Origin of the sequence: Bacillus sp. NMCC46, from assembly GCF_002998465.1 — a bacterium.
Taxonomy (GTDB): Bacteria; Bacillota; Bacilli; order Bacillales; family Bacillaceae; genus Bacillus.
The window spans coordinates 42,822-63,747 of sequence record NZ_PVQZ01000002.1 but is presented as its reverse complement, the minus strand read 5'-3'; the positions used below and the strand labels follow the sequence as shown (position 1 = coordinate 63,747).

At 42.2% G+C, this 20,926-nt stretch carries 22 protein-coding genes; 19 read left to right on the top strand and 3 right to left on the bottom strand.

Going from position 1 to position 20,926, the window contains the following annotated elements; genetic code table 11:
* Positions 1–62 precede the first annotated feature (62 nt).
* Both lhaT and ypjB read left to right on the top strand, forming a co-directional pair.
* A complete protein-coding gene (gene lhaT, locus C6Y01_RS05810; RefSeq protein WP_034661054.1) occupies positions 63–656 on the top strand; it encodes a lipoprotein heptaprenylglyceryl N-acetyltransferase LhaT in 594 nt (197 codons plus the stop codon).
* A 65-nt stretch (positions 657–721) separates the two neighbouring features.
* Positions 722–1,525, top strand: a complete 804-nt coding sequence (ypjB, locus tag C6Y01_RS05805; RefSeq protein WP_034661053.1) for a sporulation protein YpjB — start codon at positions 722–724, stop codon at positions 1,523–1,525.
* A 31-nt stretch (positions 1,526–1,556) separates the two neighbouring features.
* Here the strand turns inward: ypjB and C6Y01_RS05800 are convergent, their stop codons facing one another.
* Positions 1,557–2,429: a YitT family protein gene (locus C6Y01_RS05800; RefSeq protein WP_003215598.1), complete on the bottom strand. Its 873-nt coding sequence runs from the start codon at positions 2,427–2,429 to the stop codon at positions 1,557–1,559.
* A gap of 137 nt (positions 2,430–2,566) precedes the next feature.
* On the opposite strand from C6Y01_RS05800, the gene C6Y01_RS05795 reads away from it, so the two are divergent.
* The 17 genes from C6Y01_RS05795 (at position 2,567) to C6Y01_RS05715 (ending at position 17,518) form a co-directional block, all read left to right on the top strand.
* Positions 2,567–2,902: a nucleotide pyrophosphohydrolase gene (locus tag C6Y01_RS05795; protein ID WP_003215805.1), complete on the top strand. Its 336-nt coding sequence runs from the start codon at positions 2,567–2,569 to the stop codon at positions 2,900–2,902.
* A 5-nt stretch (positions 2,903–2,907) separates the two neighbouring features.
* Positions 2,908–3,711 (top strand): 4-hydroxy-tetrahydrodipicolinate reductase, encoded by an 804-nt coding sequence (dapB, locus tag C6Y01_RS05790; RefSeq protein WP_060596733.1) that lies wholly within the window; start codon positions 2,908–2,910, stop codon positions 3,709–3,711.
* Positions 3,712–3,728: 17 nt separating this feature from the next.
* Positions 3,729–4,148, top strand: coding sequence for a methylglyoxal synthase (gene mgsA / locus C6Y01_RS05785; protein WP_012010363.1), 420 nt, complete (start codon positions 3,729–3,731; stop codon positions 4,146–4,148).
* Positions 4,135–4,839 (top strand): bacillithiol biosynthesis deacetylase BshB1, encoded by a 705-nt coding sequence (gene bshB1, locus C6Y01_RS05780; protein WP_034661049.1) that lies wholly within the window; start codon positions 4,135–4,137, stop codon positions 4,837–4,839. The genes mgsA and bshB1 overlap by 14 nt, the downstream gene beginning before the upstream one ends.
* Positions 4,840–4,841: 2 nt before the next feature.
* A complete protein-coding gene (gene bshA / locus C6Y01_RS05775; RefSeq protein WP_034661048.1) occupies positions 4,842–5,987 on the top strand; it encodes an N-acetyl-alpha-D-glucosaminyl L-malate synthase BshA in 1,146 nt (381 codons plus the stop codon).
* A complete protein-coding gene (locus tag C6Y01_RS05770; RefSeq protein WP_106037938.1) occupies positions 5,980–7,182 on the top strand; it encodes a CCA tRNA nucleotidyltransferase in 1,203 nt (400 codons plus the stop codon). The genes bshA and C6Y01_RS05770 overlap by 8 nt, the downstream gene beginning before the upstream one ends.
* Complete coding sequence (locus C6Y01_RS05765; RefSeq protein ID WP_095285326.1) at positions 7,155–8,138, top strand: biotin--[acetyl-CoA-carboxylase] ligase; 984 nt, start codon at positions 7,155–7,157, stop codon at positions 8,136–8,138. The genes C6Y01_RS05770 and C6Y01_RS05765 overlap by 28 nt, the downstream gene beginning before the upstream one ends.
* A gap of 197 nt (positions 8,139–8,335) precedes the next feature.
* Positions 8,336–9,175, top strand: a complete 840-nt coding sequence (panB, locus tag C6Y01_RS05760) for a 3-methyl-2-oxobutanoate hydroxymethyltransferase (RefSeq protein ID WP_106037937.1) — start codon at positions 8,336–8,338, stop codon at positions 9,173–9,175.
* Positions 9,172–10,038, top strand: coding sequence for a pantoate--beta-alanine ligase (gene panC, locus C6Y01_RS05755; protein ID WP_106037936.1), 867 nt, complete (start codon positions 9,172–9,174; stop codon positions 10,036–10,038). Before panB ends, panC begins: the two co-directional genes overlap by 4 nt.
* Entirely contained in the window at positions 10,031–10,414 is a 384-nt protein-coding gene (gene panD, locus C6Y01_RS05750) for an aspartate 1-decarboxylase (protein WP_024422780.1), read from the top strand. The genes panC and panD overlap by 8 nt, the downstream gene beginning before the upstream one ends.
* 113 nt (positions 10,415–10,527) lie before the next feature.
* Positions 10,528–13,320 carry an ATP-dependent DNA helicase DinG gene (gene dinG / locus C6Y01_RS05745; protein WP_034661040.1) on the top strand — a complete coding sequence of 931 codons (2,793 nt, stop codon included), beginning with the start codon at positions 10,528–10,530 and terminating at the stop codon, positions 13,318–13,320.
* A 132-nt stretch (positions 13,321–13,452) separates the two neighbouring features.
* Positions 13,453–13,623: a YpmA family protein gene (locus C6Y01_RS05740; RefSeq protein WP_008344594.1), complete on the top strand. Its 171-nt coding sequence runs from the start codon at positions 13,453–13,455 to the stop codon at positions 13,621–13,623.
* A 12-nt stretch (positions 13,624–13,635) separates the two neighbouring features.
* Complete coding sequence (gene tseB, locus C6Y01_RS05735) at positions 13,636–14,121, top strand: cell wall elongation/penicillin-binding protein regulator TseB (protein ID WP_034661039.1); 486 nt, start codon at positions 13,636–13,638, stop codon at positions 14,119–14,121.
* A gap of 115 nt (positions 14,122–14,236) precedes the next feature.
* Positions 14,237–15,529, top strand: coding sequence for an asparagine--tRNA ligase (asnS, locus tag C6Y01_RS05730; protein WP_095285348.1), 1,293 nt, complete (start codon positions 14,237–14,239; stop codon positions 15,527–15,529).
* 98 nt (positions 15,530–15,627) lie between these two features.
* Positions 15,628–16,332, top strand: a complete 705-nt coding sequence (locus C6Y01_RS05725; protein WP_034661036.1) for a DnaD domain-containing protein — start codon at positions 15,628–15,630, stop codon at positions 16,330–16,332.
* 17 nt (positions 16,333–16,349) lie between these two features.
* Positions 16,350–17,012: an endonuclease III gene (gene nth, locus C6Y01_RS05720; protein WP_034661035.1), complete on the top strand. Its 663-nt coding sequence runs from the start codon at positions 16,350–16,352 to the stop codon at positions 17,010–17,012.
* On the top strand, positions 17,009–17,518 hold the full coding sequence (locus tag C6Y01_RS05715; protein WP_034661033.1) for a YpoC family protein: 510 nt from the start codon (positions 17,009–17,011) through the stop codon (positions 17,516–17,518). Before nth ends, C6Y01_RS05715 begins: the two co-directional genes overlap by 4 nt.
* Positions 17,519–17,553: 35 nt before the next feature.
* Here C6Y01_RS05715 and C6Y01_RS05710 read toward each other — a convergent pair whose 3' ends face one another.
* Together C6Y01_RS05710 and recU are read right to left on the bottom strand one after the other, a co-directional pair.
* Positions 17,554–20,262 carry a PBP1A family penicillin-binding protein gene (locus tag C6Y01_RS05710; RefSeq protein ID WP_106037935.1) on the bottom strand — a complete coding sequence of 903 codons (2,709 nt, stop codon included), beginning with the start codon at positions 20,260–20,262 and terminating at the stop codon, positions 17,554–17,556.
* Positions 20,263–20,305: 43 nt separating this feature from the next.
* Complete coding sequence (gene recU / locus C6Y01_RS05705; RefSeq protein WP_034661029.1) at positions 20,306–20,917, bottom strand: Holliday junction resolvase RecU; 612 nt, start codon at positions 20,915–20,917, stop codon at positions 20,306–20,308.
* Between the last annotated feature and the right edge of the window lie 9 nt (positions 20,918–20,926).

The window sequence follows — 20,926 nt, the reverse complement described above, 5'->3', positions numbered from 1 at the left end:
AGAGAAAAAGCTGGCGCTGTCAGCTTTTTTCTGATTTTAACAGATCGTGAGTGAAGAGACGTATGAGATGGATTCAATATCTGCTAGCCACGCGCTACATGCTTGTGCTAGTCCTGATGATCAATTTCCTTGGCACTGTGTACGGCTACTATTGGTATATTCCTCAGCTTGTAGAGACGCCGGCTATCTTTTTAGCTTTTGTTCCAGACAGCCCAACGGCAAGCTTTTTCTTTTTATTTGTACTACTTGCGTTTTTGATGAAACGAAACGCTCCTTATTTTGAAGCACTTGCCCTTGTGACCTTGATTAAGTACGGGTTATGGGCTGTAGGAATGAATATCTTTGTGCTTTTATCTGTTGATGACTTTCCGTGGGAAGGATACATGCTGATTGGGTCTCACTTTGCGATGGCGGTTCAAGCTGTATTGTTTGCACCGTATTATCGTTTTAAAATGCGTCATTTGGTGGTAGCCGGCATATGGATTTTACATAACGATGTGATTGATTATGTATTTGGTATGATGCCGCGTTATTCTATGCTGTCTGCCTATTCAAACGAGATCGGCTATGTCACGTTTTGGTTAAGTATTGCCGTTCTTCTTGTTTCGTATTATCTCGTCCTATCGAAAAAATCGGTCAAGCTTGAACTCCCTTAACAATATTGGTCTAACCTTGTCCTTTTCTTCATACGCTGTATGGAGAAGGGCTAGGAGGGACTTGCATGAAACGAAAGCCAATCGCGATGATTCTATTATTTTTTCTCGTATTACAGCCACCTGTTGCCAAAGGCGAGGAAACAGCCGCTAACGTGCTGCAAGAATTAACGGAACTATCAGATTCAATCTTTCAATTAACGAGACAAGCTAAATATGATGAGGCGTTACAGGTCGCATTGTATGTTGAAAAGACATTTAAAGCTGAGAATTGGCGTGGTACTCTGACAAATACGCAGATTCGGCAAATTACACTTGGCTATCAAGATATCATAAAAGGGCTGCCGCAGGAAGAATTGAATGAGCGCGAAAAGCTTCGTTATGCCTCTCAGTTTAGAATGCTGCTCGATGCGATCCAGTCAGACTCTGAGCCTCTTTGGGGTTCGCTGGAGAGGCCCATTATGGGGTCTTTTCCTACTTTGAAAAAAGAAGTGAAGGATCCAGAGTCGACGACGTTTTATGAAACTTGGAATGAGCTGGTTTCTTTATACGATATGATCTACCCAAGTTTAACCATTGATGTTTCACCTGAAAAGCTGCAAACGATTAAGCAGCATATGGAAGTGATTGAACAAGGTGAATTTTTAAAAGCATCAAGTGGGACAAAGCTTGAGCGTCTCACGAAGCTCGAAGAGGATTTATCGAGTGTGTTTGCTCACGTCGATCAAGATGAAGCTGATCCATCGCTTTTATGGGTCATTTTAACAACAGGGAGTATCATTTTATTAACGTTAACGTATGTTGGGTTTCGGAAATACCGTGCTGAAAAAGAGAAGAAGCAAAAGCGTCAGGCTGATTATCCGAAATCATAAAAAAAGAAGCACCATTTTTGGGCTTCTTTTTTTAATGCGGATTAAGCGGCTTTTTGTGTTCATCTAATGTGAAGCCTTCACCAAGCACATCATGCACGTCACTGACGGATACAAATGCATGAGGATCGACTGAGGTCACGACGCTTTTGAGATGGACAAGCTCGTTTTTCGGGACGACGCAATAAAGGACGTTGCGCTCCTGTTTTGTATAGGAACCAACCCCTTTTAAAATGGTCACACCGCGCTCCATTTCCTCTGTGATTTTCTTTTGAATGATGTCATCTTTTTCAGAGATAATCATGGCGCCTTTGGCTGCGTAAGCGCCTTCTTGCATGAAGTCAATGACCTTTGCGGCAACAAACACTGCGACGAGTGTATACATGGCTTCTTTGTAATTTAAATAAGTAAGAGAAATCGTAATGACACATGCGTCGAAGATGAACATTGTTCGTCCCATGGCCACCTGATAATGCTTGTTGATGAGTCTTGCGATGATGTCCACGCCGCCGGTTGTACCGCCGAACTTAAAGATGATCCCGAGGCCTGTTCCGATAAACACACCAGCAAAGAGCGCGGCTAGGGCCAAATCGTGCTGGAGAGGCATATGTATTTGAAAGCGCTGGAAGATGGCAAGAAAGACAGAAAGACTGACGGTTCCTACAATTGTATAAGTAAACATGGTTCTGCCGAGCATTTTCCAGCCGATAAAAAAGATCGGAATGTTTAAGACAAGGTTTGAAATGGATGGATCAATGTGGAATAGAAAATATAAAAGCAGTGTAATACCTGTAAATCCGCCTTCCGCCAAATTGTTCTGCATATTAAAATGAACAAGACCGAAAGAAAAAATCGCAGATCCTATTAAAATAAATACGATATTTTTAAGACGAATTTCTTTTAGCAAGAGACCACTCCTTTTTTTGCTTAGACAGCGATAATATTATATGGTATGGGAGAGAAACAAGCAAACTGAGTCTTAAACATTTGTCAAATATTTATGATTTCGCTAACATGTAAGAGATGGATAGGAGGATGAGCTTCATGACGAATGAAAAAACGCTGCGTCACGTGCAGCAAGAAGTAGATGATTACATAGGACAATTTAAAGAAGGCTATTTCAGCCCGCTTGCCATGATGGCCCGTCTGACAGAAGAATTAGGCGAGCTAGCAAGAGAGGTTAACCATTACTATGGAGAAAAGCCGAAAAAAACAACGGAAACAGAAAAAAGCATGGAAGAAGAAATTGGCGATGTTTTGTTTGTGTTAACATGCCTCGCTAATTCACTAGATATATCACTAGAGGAAGCACACGATCGTGTGATGCATAAATTCAATACAAGAGACAAAGACCGCTGGACGAAAAAAGAAGGGAAGTAGAGACGATGACGAACCAAACCATCAAAGTAGTAATCGCTGGAGCAAGAGGAAGAATGGGGATAGAGGCTGTGAAGCTGGCAGAAGAAACGAGCCATTTTGAGCTTGTGGCAGCCCTTGATCACGCGCACGAAGGAAAAAAATTATCTGATGTGATTCATACGACATCTGAGGCGCCAATTTATACAGATATTGATGTGTGTCTTTCAGAGACAGCACCTGATGTATTAATTGATTTGACGACACCAGAAATCGGGAAAGTACATACAAAAAAGGCACTTGAACATGGCGTCCGTCCAGTCGTAGGAACCACTGGATTTTCTGAAGCTGACCTGAAAGAGCTACAGCAATTAACAGAAGAAAAGAGCATAGGCTGTATTATTGCGCCAAACTTTGCTGTCGGTGCGGTCTTAATGATGAAGTTTGCCAAAATGGCAGCGAATTACTTTCCTGACGTTGAAATCATTGAGCTTCACCATGATAAAAAACTAGATGCTCCGAGCGGTACTGGGCTTAAAACAGCTGAAATGATTGCAGAAGTCAGAGAAAGCAAAAAGCAGGGACATCCAGAAGAGAAAGAATTAATCGAAGGTGCACGAGGCGCAGATTATGACGGTATCCGTCTGCACAGCGTAAGACTTCCGGGTATGATTGCACATCAAGAAGTACTGTTTGGAATGGACGGACAGACGCTCACCATTCGCCATGATTCTTATAACCGTGCATCATTTATGTCAGGTGTGAAGCTTTCAGTTGAACAGGTCATGCACATTGATCAGCTCGTCTATGGTTTAGAAAATATCATCGACTAATAAGGAGTGGATTCCTGATGAACATTGCTTTAATCGCTCACGATAAGAAAAAAAGTGACATGATCCAATTTGCCATTGCGTACCGTGATATATTGGCAGATCATACACTTTACGCAACAGGGACAACAGGTTTGAGAGTGAAAGAAGCGACGGGGCTTCCCATTCATCGTTTTCAGTCAGGACCACTTGGAGGAGATCAGCAGATTGGTGCTTTAATTGCTGATAATGCAATGGATCTTGTGCTCTTTTTTAGAGACCCGCTTACCGCGCAGCCGCATGAACCGGATGTATCTGCACTCATTCGGCTTTGTGATGTGTATACCATTCCACTAGCCACCAATATGGGGACCGCTGAAATTTTAGTCAGGAATTTAAATAAAGGCACGTTTGATTTTCGAGATGTAGCAAAAAACGGAGGAACAAATGAAACGACTTGATATCCTTGCATTCGGTGCCCACAGCGATGATGTTGAGATCGGTATGGGCGGAACGATTGCAAAATACGTAAAAAAAGGGGCGCGTGTCGGGATTTGCGACTTGACCCAGGCCGAATTATCTTCGAATGGAACGGTAGAGAGCCGTAAAGAGGAAGCAAAAGCTGCTGCCGCCATTTTAGGTGTGTCAACGCGAATCCAGCTCACACTGCCAGACAGAGGACTTTATCTAAATGACGAAGCGATGAAGGACATTGCAGGCGTGATTCGAACATACAAGCCGAAACTGATTTTTGCTCCGCATCACCAAGATCGGCATCCAGATCATGGTCATGCGGGCTCACTTGTAGAAGAGGCTGCTTTTTCGGCAGGTATACATAAATTTGAAGATTCATACAAGCAGCCAGCGCATAAAATAAGTCAGATGTATTATTACATGATTAACGGCCATCATCGTCCAGATTTTGTGATTGATATTTCTGAGGAAATGCACCAAAAAATTGATAGCTTGCATGCGTATAAAAGTCAATTTGTGAAATCGGCGAATTCAGTTGAGACACCTCTTGTGAACGGTTATATTGATTTTGTCAAAATGAGAGAGTCTATGTATGGAAGGGAAGTCAATAAAGCTTATGCAGAAGGGTTTATCACAAAGAAACCACTTTTGATAGATGACGACTTACTTGGGGGGTAATTATGAAAAAACTGAAGGTCGGAATCACTTGTTATCCAAGTGTCGGCGGCTCGGGCATTATTGCTACGGAACTTGGAAAACGTTTAGCTGAAAAAGGGCACGATGTTCATTTCATTACCTCAAGTATTCCGTTTAGGCTCAATAAAGTGTATCCGAATATTTATTTTCATGAGGTGGATGTCAATCAATACGCTGTTTTTCAATACCCGCCTTATGACCTTGCATTAGCAAGTAAATTGGCAGAAGTTGCAAAACGAGAGAAGCTTGATATTATTCACGCGCATTATGCGGTTCCGCACGCCGTCTGTGCGTTCTTAGCGAAGCAGATGACGGGACACTCTGTGAAAGTCGTCACGACGCTTCATGGGACGGATATTACGGTATTAGGCTATGATCCATCACTAAAGGAAGTCATTCGATTTGCGATCGAATCATCAGACCGGGTAACGGCGGTATCGCATTCATTAGCTGCGCAGACGTATGACCTTATCAAACCAAATAAAAAGATCGAGACGATCCATAATTTTGTCGATGAACGGGTGTATTTGCGCGAAGATCACGAAGTGCTAAAGACACATTATGGTCTTTTACCGGACGATAAGGTCGTCATCCATGTATCAAATTTTCGAAAGGTCAAACGGGTGCATGATGTCGTTCATGTGTTTAAAAAGATCTCAGAACAGGTGCAGGCAAAGCTGCTGCTCATCGGTGATGGTCCTGAAAAATCGGTCGTATGCGAACTCGTGAAAAAACTGGGGCTGACAGACCGCGTGTTATTTTTAGGAAAGCAAGAGAAAGTAGAAGAGCTGTATTCCATCAGTGATTTGAAGCTGCTTCTTTCTGAGAAAGAGAGCTTCGGACTTGTGCTTCTTGAGGCGATGGCATGCGGTGTCCCATGTATTGGGACTGATGTTGGCGGGATTCCAGAGGTCATTACACATGGAGAAACAGGTTTCCTTGTCCCGCTCGGCGATATAGACGCGGCAGCTAAACACGCAGTCTCTATACTCAAAGACAAAGCGCTTCATGAACAAGTGTCTGCGGCGGCCCAGTCTAGTGTTCAGGCCCATTTCTCTTCTGAAAAAATTGTGAGTGAATATGAAGAGCTTTACCTAGAATTGATCGAAGGTGATGATGAACATGAATGAACCATTCACACATGCGATCCCTATTTTACATACACTGCACGAACATGGGCATCAGGCTTACTTTGTCGGCGGAGCAGTGAGAGATGTCCTTTTAGGCAGGGAAATCGGCGATATCGATATAGCAACAGATGCAACGCCTGATAAGGTCGAATCCTTATTTGAAAAAACAGTTGATGTTGGCAAAGAGCATGGCACTGTCATCGTGTTACATGATGGGGTCAGCTATGAGGTGACGACGTTTCGAACTGAATCAGAATATGAAGATTTTCGCAGACCGAAAGAAGTGGCGTTTATCACATCATTGAAGGAAGATCTTTTAAGAAGAGATTTAACGATCAATGCGATGGCCATGGATATAAATGGGGAGATCATTGACCATGTAGGGGGCAAACAGGATATTGAGCGGAAACGAATTCAAACCGTAGGAGATCCTGCGTGCCGCTTTCAGGAAGACGCGCTTCGTATGATGAGAGCGGTCCGTTTTTTAAGCCAGCTTGGCTTTGAGCTCGCTGCAGAAACGGCTGAAGCGATGAAAAAAGATAAGCACCTGCTTGCCAACATATCAGTTGAACGCAAAAAGATTGAAATGGAGAAGCTTTTAAAAGGCCGTTATTGTGAGCGGGCGATTAAGGTGCTCATTTCTACCAAATTGTATGAAGAATTGCCGGGTCTCAAAAAGGATGGTCTGCAAGAATCCTTTCAATCATTTCCGTATTATTTACTGGATGGACTAGAAGAAGTATGGGGGGCTGTTATCCATTTGCTTGGCTTAGATGAAGCGGAGGCTGTGCTCTTCTTAAAAGAATGGAAGCTGTCAACAAAGCTTTTGAAAGACGCGGTGACGATTAGCCAATACGTCGATTGTGACTGGGATGCGGAGAAGATGTTTGAGGCTGGTGAACACGTGCTCTTATCTAGCTTGAAGATCTCACAGCTAAAACACGAGCGCCGCATTTTCTTTGACGAGCTTGAGGCAGCGAAGCGTTCTTATGATGCACTGCCGATTAAAACGCTTCAAGACCTCGCTGTTTCAGGAAAAGATTTAATGGCCTTTCGGCAAAAGACATCAGGAAAATGGATCGCAGAAGAGCTCGATTTGGTGAAAAAAGCTGTTCTGCAAAATCATTTGGAAAACCGAAAAGAAGCCATAGAGGAGTGGCTTACAGCATGCGATCAGCAATTAGAAAACGATTAATCGAACTATTTACAGCATCAAGTGAGGACTTTGTCTCAAGTCAGCAAATATGTGATGAGCTTGGCTGTTCTCGAACGGCTGTCTGGAAGCATATAGAGGGCCTCAGAAAAGAGGGCTATGAGGTAGAAGCCGTCAGAAGAAAGGGATACCGCCTGCTTCGTAAACCGGACAAAATTAGTGAGGATGAAATTCTGTTTGGTCTAGAAACAGAGAGCTTTGGCAGGCACATTTATTTTCAGAAAGAAGTCGCCTCCACACAGCTGATTGCCCATGATCTTGTAAATGAAGGTGCGCCCCACGGTACGCTCGTTGTCAGTGATCATCAGACAAACGGGAAAGGCCGCCTTCAAAGAACGTGGCATTCACCAAATGGGACAGGCATCTGGATGAGTCTCGTTCTACGGCCTGAAATTCCGCTGCACAAAGCGCCGCAGATGACGCTTTTAGCATCTGTAGCCATCGCAGAAGCCATTGCAGAGCAAACAGGACTCAGTCCATCCATTAAATGGCCAAACGATATTTTGTTAAACGGGAAAAAGGTCGTTGGCATTCTAACCGAATTAAAAGCAGAGGCGGACCAGGTTCATGCGGTGATAATTGGCCCGGGCATTAATGTGAACCAAACGGCTGATGACTTTCCGGATGAACTAAAGGATGTCGCCACAAGCCTGCGAATGGAACTGAATGAAAAAGTGGACCGTGCTGCGCTCATACAACAGATCATGTCCACCTTTGAAAAAAGGTATGACGATTATATGAAGCGTGGATTTACACCGATTAAACAATTATGGGAATCGTTTGCGATGACGATCGGTCAGCATATTGTTGCCCGCACCGTCAATGGGCAATACACTGGAAAAGCGCTCGGAATCAATGAAGAAGGTGTTTTATTGCTTGAAACGGAGGAAGGTATTCAAAAAATCTACTCCGCAGACATCGAGATAAAGTCAACTTAAGTGGAACACCCGGCACATTTTTGATATACTTCGTGTGGGCAGTATCTGAAAAAGAGCTGTACCTGTAGAAACAAAAATTTGATAAATTTCTGCCTTGATCCTAAGGGACTTGGACAGAGGGATGATTCGCCGCGCATGAGAGATCAAAACATGTGATGTGAGGCAAGCCATCTCCTCTCCAGAATGAGGAGGAACAAATGAAGACAAAGCTAGATTTTTTCAAAATGAAAGAACAAAACGAACCGATTGTGATGCTGACAGCATACGACTATCCATCTGCAAAGCAAGCAGAAAAAGCGGAAGTCGACATGATCTTAGTTGGTGATTCACTTGGGATGGTTGTACTTGGACTCGATTCGACAGTACAAGTCACAATCGATGACATGATTCATCACACAAAAGCAGTGAAAAGAGGCGCAAAAGACACATTTATTGTGACGGATATGCCATTTATGTCTTACCATTATTCATTAGCAGAAACATTGAAAAACGCAGCACGCATCATGCAAGAAAGCGGTGCGGATGCTTTAAAGCTAGAAGGCGGAGATGGCGTATTTGAATCCATTCAAGCTCTCACAAGAGGCGGGATTCCTGTCGTCAGTCATTTAGGCCTCACACCTCAGTCAGTTGGAGTACTTGGCGGATATAAAGTGCAAGGAAAAGACCACGAAAGTGCGCAGAAATTGATTGAAGACAGCTTAAAATGTGAGGAAGCTGGTGCGATTGCACTTGTGCTTGAATGCGTACCTGGTGAACTGACAAAACGAATTACCGACATGCTGAAAATTCCTGTCATCGGGATTGGTGCAGGAGCTGAGGCAGACGGACAAGTTCTCGTTTACCATGATGTGGTAGGATACGGGGTGTCTAGAACACCTAAGTTTGTGAAACAATACGCGCAAATTGATACTGTACTAGAAGAAGCGCTTATTCAATATACGAAAGAAGTAAAAGCACGCACATTTCCAGAAGACAAGCATACATTTCATATCAAAGAAGAAGTCCTTGATGGTTTATATGGGGGTATGAAAAAATGAACGTTGTCACCCATATTCACGAGCTGAAAGAATGGATCAAGCAGCATCAAGAAAAACAGCATTCCATCGGCTTTGTCCCAACGATGGGCTTTCTTCATGAAGGACATCTGACGCTCGCGAAAGAGGCAAGGGATCAAAATGACATTGTGGTAATGAGCATTTTTGTCAATCCTTTGCAATTTGGACCGAACGAGGACTTTGAATCCTATCCAAGGGATATGAAAAGAGATCAGCGCCTTGCAGAAGAAGCAGGTGTGGATATTTTATTTACACCTGATGTGAAAGAAATGTACCCAAATGAACCATCTATCACGATGACAGTTCAAAAGCGGACTGATGTCTTATGCGGGAAAAAACGTCCAGGACATTTCGACGGCGTTGTTACTGTGCTTACAAAGCTATTTCATCTTGTAGCACCAACAAATGTATATTTTGGTCTAAAGGATGCACAGCAAGTCGCTGTGATCGATGCGATGATCAAGGATTTCTTCTTTGATCTTCACCTTGTATCTGTGCCGACAGTTAGAGAAGAAAACGGTTTAGCGAAAAGTTCAAGAAATGTGTACTTATCTGAAAAAGAAAGACAAGAAGCACCTGCTTTGTACCGCGCATTGAAAAAAGGACAGTCAGCGGTTGAAAAAGGTGAACGTGACGTCAGTCGTATTTATCAGTTGGTAGAAGAGGAAATTCTTCAAACGAGCGGGGAAATCGATTATATTGAGATCTACTCCTATCCAGAGCTTGAGCCGCTTCAGCAGTTGGCAGGTCAGGTCATCATTGCGATTGCGGTGAAATTCTCACGGGCAAGACTGATTGATAATGTGATATTCCATGTTCCTGAAAGCGGTGAAAAACATGTATAGAACCTTTATGACCTCTAAACTTCATAAAGCGACGGTAACAGAAGCAAACTTACATTATGTAGGAAGTATCACCATTGACGAAGATTTACTTGATGCGGCAGGCATGATGGCAAATGAGAAAGTACAGATTGTCAATAATCACAATGGAGCGAGACTTGAAACATATATTATTCCTGGTGAAAGAAAGAGCGGTGTCATTTGTCTAAATGGCGCGGCAGCAAGATTGGTTCAACCGGGGGATGAAGTGATTATTATCGCTTATGGGATGCTCTCAGAAGAAGAAGCAAAGACACATACACCAAAAGTGGTCGTATTAAATAAACAAAATCAAATTGAACAAATGATTGGGCAAGAGCCTGCGAGAACGATTTTATAACGCATGCTGCAAGGAAACAGAACAGTTTTAAGAAAAGAAGCTGTTCTGTTTCAGCTATTTTGCCCAGAGCGTGTTTCACTTCGAGTGAAACGAGGAATTGAGGTGTCCATTTTATGGCCGATCAAAGGTTTGTTGTCGTTGATATTGAAACCACCGGAAATTCACCCAAAAAGGGTGATAAAATCATTCAAATTGCTGCGGTGGTCATTGAAAATGGACAAATTGTCGAACGGTATTCAAAATATGTGAACCCGGGAAAAGCGATCCCTGGATTTATTGAACAGCTGACAGGTATTCAGCAGCACATGGTTAACGATGCAGTGTTTTTTGAGGACATTGCCCAAGAGGTGTATGATCTTATTCAAGGCGCTTATTTTGTTGCGCACAATGTTCATTTTGACTTGAATTTTTTAAATGATGAACTAAAAGCATGCGGGAAAAATGAGCTGGATGTGCTAGCGATTGATACAGTTGAGATTTCTAGAATTCTTTATCCAGAGCTTGAAGGTTATAAGCTCACTGAATTAAGTGAAGAGCTCATGCTTCCACATGACCACCCGCACCGGGCGGATAGTGATGCGGAAGTTACTGCCATGTTATTTTTAACCTTATTACATCAATTAACACATACACCGCCAAATGTGCTAAAGCAGCTGCGCAGATTATCCTCTTATCTCTTAAGCGATATAGGACTTTTAATACAGCAGCTTGAAACGAGTCGTGCTAGCCGTGAAGATTCTTTGGTAGAAGTGGGCTCTTTTGCTGTAAAAGATGTCACCAATCCTGAAACGGATACGACAGATTCAGTAGGGGAAGACGATGAACAGCTGTTTGAGGAGATCAAAAAGAAGCTTCCCCAAACAGTGGAAGGCTATGAAGTAAGAGAAGGCCAGCTCACGATGATGAATAAAGTGAGAGATGTGTTTCATGAAAGGGCCTATGCTTTAATTGAAGCGGCACCAGGTATTGGAAAAACGCTGGCATACCTCATACCAGCTGCACTAGAGGCAAAGAAATCAGGAAAACCTGTCATTATTAGTACATATTCCATTCTTTTGCAGCAGCAAATGCTTCAGCGCGATGTGCCGATTTTAAATCAATTGCTTCCGTTTGAGCCAGCTGCCTGTGTATTCAAAGGACGGGCGCATTATATTTGCTTAGATAAGTTTGAGCATGTGCTGCATGAGGAAGATGATAACTATGATGTGGTCTTAACGAAGGCGCAAATATTAATGTGGCTCCTTGTCACAGAAACGGGTGATTTATCTGAACTGAATTTACCGTCAGGAGCTGCCAATATAAAAGACCGTATTTCGTGTGTGCACATGCCGTTTACATCGAAAAAGCGCCGCTTTAAAGAATACTGCTTTTATGAACGCGCCAAAAAAAGAGCCAAAACAGCCAATTTAATTTTAACGAATCATCGCCTGCTCTTATCACAAACGGAAGCATCTTCTATCTTTCAGCATGCAGACGTATATGTGATTGACGAGGCTCATCAATTTGAGAAAACAGCCAATGAAACACTAGGAGATAGTGCGTCGTATATCCAGCTTCATGCGAAATTAACGCAGCTTGGCTCCTTACAGGGCGGTCTTTTAAACAAGCTAAAAAAGAGATTTCACGGTGCAGGTTTACAGACGGACACCTTTATCGAAATGGATGAGTATCTTCATCAGCTTCAAATGGAAAGTGACGCCTTCTTTAGTACCGTTCATTCTTTTGTCAAAAGGACAAAACCAAAAGCAGACATCAATCGTCTCATTCATAGAGTACGTCATCATTCGAAGCATGCGCAGTGGAAACGGATTAAAGAGACGGCAAGTAAGCTTTGTTCCTTGTTAATTGCTTGTGAAAAGCTGTATGAGCAGCAAAAAAGCGAGCTTCTTCAAAAAAGTGATCAGCTGACAGAACACTTTGCCTTTGAAGCAGAGGAATACGATCAAGTGATGTCGTTTATGCATACATTTTGCAGTACGCTGTACCGGTTTATTTTTGAACCGAAAAACGATGAAACGGTTTGGATTGAGATTGATGCAAAGGGTGCCAAAAATGCTGTCTTTATGCATGCACAGCCGCTAGATACAGGAGAGCTTTTAGCTGATCGTTTTTTTATGAACAAAAAAAGTGTTGTTCTCACATCAGGAACACTCACAATCAATGGGCGCTTTGATTATTGCTTAGAACGATTTGGTCTGCAGGATTTTTATCCGCATCTTGTACAGATTGAGTCACCGTTTGAACTTGAAAAACAGCTCAAGGTGATTGTACCAGCTGATATGCCGCCGATTACGAACCGTGATGAGCACGACTATGTAGAGCAAGCAGCACGGTACATTAAGGTGATGGAAAAGCAGCATCAAGCGAAGATATTGGTGTTGTTTAATTCACATGAGATGTTAAAAGCAGTGTATGAAGAGCTGAAAACAGAAGGGATGCAAGCCGCCCTTTTTGCTCAAGGTCTGACGGGCGGGAGCCCTGTTAAATTAACGAAAATGTTCAAATTAGCAAAACATGCGATTTTACTTGGTACGGGTAGTTTTTGGGAAGGTGTCGATTTTCCTGGATCAGAACTGACAACAGTCATTATGGCACGTCTCCCGTTTCGCCCCCCTGATTCACCGCTCATTGAAGCAAAATGTGATGCCGCTAAAAAACAGGGGAAGAATCCGTTTAAAGCCGTTGCTCTCCCAGAAGCTGTGCTAACCTTTAAACAAGGTGCAGGACGCTTGCTGCGCTCTGAAAAAGACATAGGTACATTGCTCATTCTAGACCGCCGAGTGAAAACCGCTTCATATGGAAAGCTATTTTTAGAATCACTCCCTCATGCGCCAGTCCACGAGATGTCAAAAGAATCACTTGAGGCGTATATAGAGAAGCTCAACAACGAAAAGCCGCTGTCATAAGCGGCCTTTAGCTGGTGTGGGTTTGGAGTTAATTTATCGTAACGGCTTTTTGTGTTCCGTTGTAAAAATAGTATCGGTTCCCGCGCCGAAAAGTATGACTAACAATATTTACGTACCGAGGAGGAATTAGAAGTGGAAAGTAAAATAGAGGTACTTTCAACTGTTCAAATTAAGCATTCAGAGGACCTGTATAAAATTGTTGACTTATTGAACAGAACGCTTAAAAGAGAAGATCTCATGTTTGGATTAGCATTAGATCAAGAAGATCAAAATCAAGCGATATTTACGATATATCGCACATAGGGGAAGCTTGACATGAAAAAAATAGTCTGGATCATTTCATCCGTTGTGGCTCTCGTTTTGCTCATTGGCATCATCAGTTTTACGTGGATTTATCAGATTGCCATGGGACAAAAAGAACAAGGTCATGAGGCGGCGATTGAACGAGCAAAAAAACAAGCAAACATCGTACAAGTGGAGCAAGTGGAAACCTTTGTCGGGAAAGAAAAACAATTTATTGTTGAAGGAAAAAACAAACAAAATGAAACAACCTATGTTTGGGTACCTGCCAGCAATAAAGAAAAAGTGATCGCAAAAAAAGCAAAAGAAGGCATTACCTCAAATCAAGCAGTACAAGCCGTTCAAAAGGAGAACACTGTATCTAAGCTAAAGGACGTTCAATTAGCAAGAGAAGGTGACGTACTCCTTTGGGAAGTGACGTACTTAAATGAGAACAATCAATACAGCTTCAGCTATGTCGACTTCTCGACAGAACACGTGGAAAAAAATGTAACGCCATAGTTTCTCCTGTCTTGCGTTGACCATGCTGATTTAGAACGGTTATAATAAAATGTATGAAAAAAGATTCACACCTGTCGAAAAGGTGAGTTTCTTTCTGGCTTTGGAGGGAATTATGTTGAAAACAACGATTAATCAAGTGTTCAAACATGTCGATGAAGATGTAACCATCGGCGCATGGATTGCCAATAAACGTTCAAGCGGTAAAATTGCATTCTTGCAGCTGCGTGACGGGACAGGCTTTATTCAAGGAGTCGTAGTAAAAGCAGAAGTGGAAGAGGAAGTCTTTAAGCTTGCGAAATCAGTCACTCAAGAAACATCTGTCTATGTGACAGGACAAGTGACAAAAGACGAGCGTTCACCTCTTGGTTTTGAATTGCAAGTGAAATCCATTGAAGTGATTCACGAAGCAACTGACTATCCAATTACACCAAAAGAGCATGGAACAGAATTCTTAATGGATCACCGTCATTTATGGCTTCGTTCTAAAAAGCAGCATGCCATTATGAAAATTCGTAACGAAATTATTCGTGCTACATATGAATTCTTCCATCAAGAAGGTTTCGTGAAAGTAGATCCGCCAATTTTAACTGGAAGTGCACCTGAGGGCACAACGGAGCTGTTTGCGACGAAATATTTTGATGAAGATGCGTACCTTTCTCAAAGTGGACAGCTTTACATGGAAGCTGCGGCAATGGCACTCGGAAAAGTATTCTCATTTGGCCCAACATTTAGAGCTGAAAAATCTAAAACAAAACGTCATTTAATTGAGTTTTGGATGATCGAGCCTGAGATGGCTTTTGTCGAATTTAATGAAAACCTTGAGTATCAAGAACATTATGTGACTCATGTTGTTCAAAGTGTACTTGAAAACTGTAAAGTTGAACTGCATACACTTGGCCGTGATACAGCAAAATTAGAAAACATCAAAGCACCATTCCCGCGCATCACTTACGATGAAGCGATTAAATTCTTGCAGGAAAAAGGCTTTGACGATATTGAATGGGGAGATGACTTCGGTGCGCCTCACGAAACAGCGATCGCTGAAAGCTACGATAAACCAGTGTTTATCACTCATTACCCAACATCATTAAAACCATTTTACATGCAGCCTGCACCGGATCGTGATGATGTCGTCCTTTGTGCAGACTTGATTGCACCAGAAGGCTACGGAGAGATCATTGGCGGTTCTGAGCGTGTGCATGATCTAGAGCTGCTTGAAGCAAGATTGAAAGAACATGGGCTAGATCAAGAAACTTACAAATGGTACACAGAATTAAGACAATATGGTTCTGTACCGCATTCAGGATTTGGTCTTGGACTTGAACGTACAGTTGCTTGGATTAGTGGAGCGCCGCATGTGCGTGAAACCATTCCTTTCCCAAGATTATTAAACCGTTTATATCCTTAAGACATGAAAGTCTCCAACATATGGAGGCTTTTTCAAACGTTTTTTGGAGGGGCACGTGAAATAAAACGTGATATACTTAAAGTGAAGAGGTGTATCCGATGAATAGGCAGCAATTTATAAATATGCAGCAAATGGGTTCGACCAGTTTGCCTAATTTGCTGATTGCTCATTATGAGCAGTTAGGACTGAATGAATCACAAATGATGGTGATGCTCAAGATTAAAATGAATGAAGAACAAGGTGTTTTCTTTCAAACATTTGAAGAGCTGTCCCATGGCATGACCATTTCAGCTGAAGAGTGTGCGTATATGGTTCAGCATTTAATTCAAAAGGGATTTATTTCGATTCAGCCGTTTGAGGACGGGTCTGGTATTCAGCATGACCGATACTCAGTTGAGCCTTTATGGGGCGTACTGTATGACTTTTTAGAAGCAAAACAAGCGAAGGAAGGTCAAAAACTTCATGTGCAGGCTGAAAAGTCTTTATATGCTCTATTTGAAGATGAATTTGGCAGACCGCTGTCTCCTCTTGAAGGAGAAACACTCTCGATCTGGATGGATCAAGACCATCATGATGCTGAAATGATTCGCCTAGCGTTAAGAGAAGCGGTTTTATCAGGAAAATTAAATTTCCGTTATATCGACCGAATTCTGTTTGAGTGGAAAAAGAAAGGGCTGAAAACAGCGGAAGAAGCAAAAGAGCATAGCCAGCACTTCCGTTCTCAGCAAAAAGCGCCACCTTCAAAAGAAGAGACGTCAACATATAAACGACAAGTTCCTTTTTATAATTGGCTGGAACAATAACCAATAAAGGAGAAGTCATGTTATCAAAAAAACAAATCAATGAATGTTTAGATATTATAGGAGATATGTTTCCAGAGGCTGAGTGTGAGCTTGTTCATTCCAATCCATTTGAACTTGTGATCGCTGTGGCACTCTCTGCGCAGTGTACAGACGTGCTTGTCAACAAAGTCACCAAAACGTTATTTCAAAAATATCAAACACCAGAAGACTATTTAAGTGTACCGCTTGAAGAATTGCAGCAAGATATTCGTTCGATTGGCCTTTATCGAAATAAAGCCAAAAACATTCAAAAGTTGAGCAAAATGCTGATTGAAGAATATGGCGGTGAAGTGCCAAAGGATCGGGACGAGCTTGTGAAGCTTCCTGGGGTGGGCCGGAAAACAGCAAATGTCGTCGTATCTGTCGCTTTTGGAGTGCCGGCCATTGCTGTCGATACACACGTAGAACGAGTCAGTAAGCGTCTTGGGATTTGCCGGTGGAAGGATTCTGTTCTTGAAGTAGAGCAAACCTTAATGAAAAAGGTGCCAGAAGAAGATTGGTCTGTGACGCATCACCGCCTAATCTTTTTTGGCAGATATCACTGCAAGGCGCAGCGGCCGCAGTGCGAGTCTTGTCCGCTTCTTGATATGTGTAGAGAAGGGCAGAAGAGGCTGAAAAAAGGATTGGTGAAGCTGGCATGAGCGGGGCAGCTGTTTTTACCTCATATGTCGAAAAGCTAAAAGGGAAAAAGGTAGAGATGAAAGGCGATCGAGTAGACATACTTAGAGATAATCCACTCGCATATGATCTATCATCAGAACTTTTAACAGATGAGCTTCCATGGCAGAAAACAGAAGAATTTGTTCCTGTGATGTTCGAACTGTGGAATGAATTAAAAGAAAAAATGCTTCCTCGTTTTCAAACAAGAAAGTCCCGGTGTGAAGAAGATGATATGCTGCAAGGTATTGTCAGTATGATTGCGATGTTTTACTGGATCAAAGGGGAGAGACTTCAAACGCTTGAATGGGAACATATCAAGCAAGAGACTTTTCCTGTAGCTCCGATTAACTGGACGGAACGTTTAGAGTTCATTTTGCTAAAACCAACTCAATATCATTGCTTTATTCAACTGGACGAGCTATACACGGAACTAAAAAAGCAGTATGGAAAACATGAAGCACTTAAAAAGATCAGACAAAACCGTTAAAAAAAGCACTTGCCATATGGGCAAGTGCTTTTTCATTATTCATTTTCTTTTCGACTAGGAGAATTTGATTGCGAATTTGAGCTTTGAGAGTTTGTTTTCGCATCATCTTTCTTTTTATCTTTATTGTCAGTTTGTGAGTTCCCATTTGTACTGTCTGAGCCATCATCGGAAGAACCATTATTTCCATTTTCCGTATTTCCGCCTTGATCCTGATCCTTATCCTTATCTTGATCTTTTTTATCATCTGGCTTTTGCTCGTCAGTGCCTGGGGGTTGATTTTTGTTATCGTCAGTCTGGTCTGTCTGCTCGTCGTCAGGCTGCTGCGGTTCTTCTTCTTCTTTGTTCTCATCATCTGCTTTTTCTTCCTCATCTTCATCATCCTTGATGGTGAGGAAGGTAGAAGCTGCTTTACTTGTGACATCCTCTACAGTGGCTGTTACTTGGAATTTATAAGTAGAGCCAGGCTTCACATCAGAGATGACCGCTTCTTTAGCAGAACTGTTTTGAATCTCTTTATAGCCGCCGTTATCAACCGCTTGTTTTACATTAAATGTAGCATCTGCGTCGTCATCATAGCCCCAAGACAGTGTGATGGATTTTTTCTCTTCATCATACACCGCTTTTAAGTCAGAAGGCTTATCGGCTTCTTTTTTCTCATATGTGTCAGACACTTTTGTCGGAACAGTTCCTTTTACAAAGTATTCTGTTGTCTTCTTCTCACTTGGTGTATTTGGTCCGGCTAATCTTGCTGGATCTGATCCTTTTTCAACCGTAGCTTCCAAGACACTGTCTGGTTTTTCAAATGAGCCGCTTCCATCATCAATTTGAGAAATTAATCGCTGGAAGACGATTTTGGCAACGCGCTGCTCGTAATCTGTGAGCCACATTTTGCCGTCCGCATCTTTTGAATTACCGATTCCGGTCCAAACGGCTGCTGTATATTGCGGCGTATAACCAACAAACCACGAATCTTTCGCACCGCCAGAAGGGATATTGTATTTATTCATATCATCTTGTGTAAAGTTGGTTGTACCTGTTTTACCAGCTACTTGAACGTTCGGTACTTGTGCAAGTGTACCTGTTCCAGATTGTACAGCTGTTTTCAGCATATCAGTGATCATAAATGCTGTGTAATCACTCATTGCCGCTTTAGAATCTGGCGTAAGGTCAAGCTTTGTTCCGTCATTAAACTCAACAGACGTGACAGCATGCGGTTCATTATAGTACCCGTTATTACCGAATGCACTAAATGCTCCAGCCATCTTCAGGGAGGAGACACCATCGTCAAATCCACCGATTGAGTATGACTCTGGAATGTCAGACGGTAAGTCCATACCTAAGTTATTGGCGAATTGAACGGCATTGTCTGTGCCAGCTTCTTGGAAAGCTTTTAAGGCAGGGATGTTTCGTGATTGTGCCAAAGCACTTCTCATCGACATTTTCCCTAAATGTCTTCTGTCAAAGTTATTAATCGGTGTACCATCTGAGTACGTATATGGCGCATCATCAATTTGCTGATACGTAGACCATTTTTTGTTTTCAATGACAGGACCGTAATCTAAAATTGGTTTGATTGTTGAACCTGGCTGACGTTTTGCATCTGTCGCATAGTTAAAGCCGCCGGCTGGTACATCACGTCCACCGCCAATAGCTCGGATTTCGCCATTTTTCGTATCAAGCAGGGTGACACCCGCCTGCATACCTTTCGTAAAACCAACTGAATCCCCATTGATAATATCATCTAGGTGATCCTGTGCTTTTCGATCAAGTGATGTATAGATTTTTAGTCCATCGGTTGATACATCCACTTTGGCTTTTTTCTGTACTTCTTCCATGACTTCTTCAATATAAGCAGAGTACTTACTTGAGTTTTGGCTCTTATATTTATCAGCTGAAACAACGGTCTTGCTGACAGGGGTAGCTTTTGCATCCTCATAGTCTTTCTCTGAAATGTAGCCTTGTTTTTTCATGAGGCCTAAAACGATATTACGGCGTTTTTCCGCTGCCTCGGGATTTTTCACTGGGTTATAGGCAGAAGGACTTTGCGGCATACCTGCAAGTGTGGCAGCCTGTGCAACAGTTAGTTTATTTAAATCTGTCACGCCGAAAAATTGTTCTGCCGCTTTCCCAACACCATAAGCATAAGGCGAGAAGAAAATACGGTTTAAATACATTTCTAAAATTTCATCTTTAGAGTATTTTTGCTCAAGCTGAATCGAGAGCCATACTTCCTGTACTTTACGTTTTAACGTTTTTTGATTGTTAAGTAGAGAGTTTTTCACAACTTGCTGTGTAATCGTACTTCCACCTTCAGCTCCAAAGCCGTCCTCGACGTTTGCGACAAGGGCACCGCCGATACGGATTGGATCAATCCCGTGGTGTTTATAAAAACGTGCATCTTCAGTTGCAATAAATGCTTCTTTTACCACATCGGGTATATCTTTAATCGAGACATACGTTCTTTTTTCCGCACCTACTTCTGCAAACACTTTCTTGTCTTTGTCATAAAGCTTTGAAGAATACGGTGTTTTGAGCTTACTATCATCAATAGAAGGAGCGCTTGATGCAAAAACGGCAAAAGTTGTGATTCCGGCAACTACACAAAGAAGACCGATCACGAGTAAAGATAAAAATATTTTTTTAAATAGACCTGCTTTCTTTTTGCCTTTTTTGTTCTTTTGCTTCTTATTGTTTTCTTGACTTGCTTTACGTCGCTGTTCACGACTTGTAAATTGATCAGACATCACATCTCAACCTTTCGTGTTAAACCTTTTTCGAACGTCATTGCTACTCACTTTCATCCGAAAAATGAAGTGTCTCCACTACTTTAATATAATCAATTCTTGGCGAATATCCAAGTGTCATTAAGTGGCCAGCTTCCATTAATTCGTCTTTGCTAATGGATTTCCGGCCGTTTTGCTGCTGCCGCTCCCAGAAGAAAAAGAGATCTGAAGCGGACAAATAATAAACGGAGCCAAATGCGGATATAATAACGAAACAAATACCGCCTTGCTTTTCTACCTGTTTCATATGCTCAATTTGATGATCGTGAAAATTTTTGAGTGGAAACGAGGTGGTGCTTTTGGTTTCCTTTGCTTCAAAATCGATATAGCGCCCTTTGTACACTCCATTATAGTCTGTTGTGGATGATTGTTTAAAATAGGCTTCTTTGATAACAGCAGCGCTTCTTTTTGGATAATCCACATTCACAATTTGAACGGGGGTAGGCTTTTTATGAATGACTGCGATCCCGTTGACCAAATAGTACTGGTTGGTTTCATTTAAGTCAGCCTCAAGCGTCATCCCGCGGTTACTATAAGAGGATTCGCCGCTGAATCTTTTTTTTGTCCCAATTTGTTGAATGGGCTGATACGATTTTCCGTTTGGATACCGAATCATCAAGTTTCA

Excerpts from the sequence above, each read along its gene's own strand:
- panB (WP_106037937.1), top strand. The coding sequence starts at position 8,336 with ATGAAGACAAAGCTAGATTTTTTCAAAATGAAAGAACAAAACGAACCG.
- C6Y01_RS05710 (WP_106037935.1), bottom strand. The coding sequence starts at position 20,262 with ATGTCTGATCAATTTACAAGTCGTGAACAGCGACGTAAAGCAAGTCAA.
- tseB (WP_034661039.1), top strand. The coding sequence starts at position 13,636 with ATGAAAAAAATAGTCTGGATCATTTCATCCGTTGTGGCTCTCGTTTTG.
- lhaT (WP_034661054.1), top strand. The coding sequence starts at position 63 with ATGAGATGGATTCAATATCTGCTAGCCACGCGCTACATGCTTGTGCTA.
- dapB (WP_060596733.1), top strand. The coding sequence starts at position 2,908 with ATGACGAACCAAACCATCAAAGTAGTAATCGCTGGAGCAAGAGGAAGA.
- C6Y01_RS05795 (WP_003215805.1), top strand. The coding sequence starts at position 2,567 with ATGACGAATGAAAAAACGCTGCGTCACGTGCAGCAAGAAGTAGATGAT.
- nth (WP_034661035.1), top strand. The coding sequence starts at position 16,350 with ATGTTATCAAAAAAACAAATCAATGAATGTTTAGATATTATAGGAGAT.
- panC (WP_106037936.1), top strand. The coding sequence starts at position 9,172 with ATGAACGTTGTCACCCATATTCACGAGCTGAAAGAATGGATCAAGCAG.
- mgsA (WP_012010363.1), top strand. The coding sequence starts at position 3,729 with ATGAACATTGCTTTAATCGCTCACGATAAGAAAAAAAGTGACATGATC.
- C6Y01_RS05770 (WP_106037938.1), top strand. The coding sequence starts at position 5,980 with ATGAATGAACCATTCACACATGCGATCCCTATTTTACATACACTGCAC.
- C6Y01_RS05715 (WP_034661033.1), top strand. The coding sequence starts at position 17,009 with ATGAGCGGGGCAGCTGTTTTTACCTCATATGTCGAAAAGCTAAAAGGG.
- dinG (WP_034661040.1), top strand. The coding sequence starts at position 10,528 with ATGGCCGATCAAAGGTTTGTTGTCGTTGATATTGAAACCACCGGAAAT.
- recU (WP_034661029.1), bottom strand. The coding sequence starts at position 20,917 with ATGATTCGGTATCCAAACGGAAAATCGTATCAGCCCATTCAACAAATT.
- panD (WP_024422780.1), top strand. The coding sequence starts at position 10,031 with ATGTATAGAACCTTTATGACCTCTAAACTTCATAAAGCGACGGTAACA.
- bshA (WP_034661048.1), top strand. The coding sequence starts at position 4,842 with ATGAAAAAACTGAAGGTCGGAATCACTTGTTATCCAAGTGTCGGCGGC.
- C6Y01_RS05765 (WP_095285326.1), top strand. The coding sequence starts at position 7,155 with ATGCGATCAGCAATTAGAAAACGATTAATCGAACTATTTACAGCATCA.
- bshB1 (WP_034661049.1), top strand. The coding sequence starts at position 4,135 with ATGAAACGACTTGATATCCTTGCATTCGGTGCCCACAGCGATGATGTT.
- C6Y01_RS05725 (WP_034661036.1), top strand. The coding sequence starts at position 15,628 with ATGAATAGGCAGCAATTTATAAATATGCAGCAAATGGGTTCGACCAGT.
- ypjB (WP_034661053.1), top strand. The coding sequence starts at position 722 with ATGAAACGAAAGCCAATCGCGATGATTCTATTATTTTTTCTCGTATTA.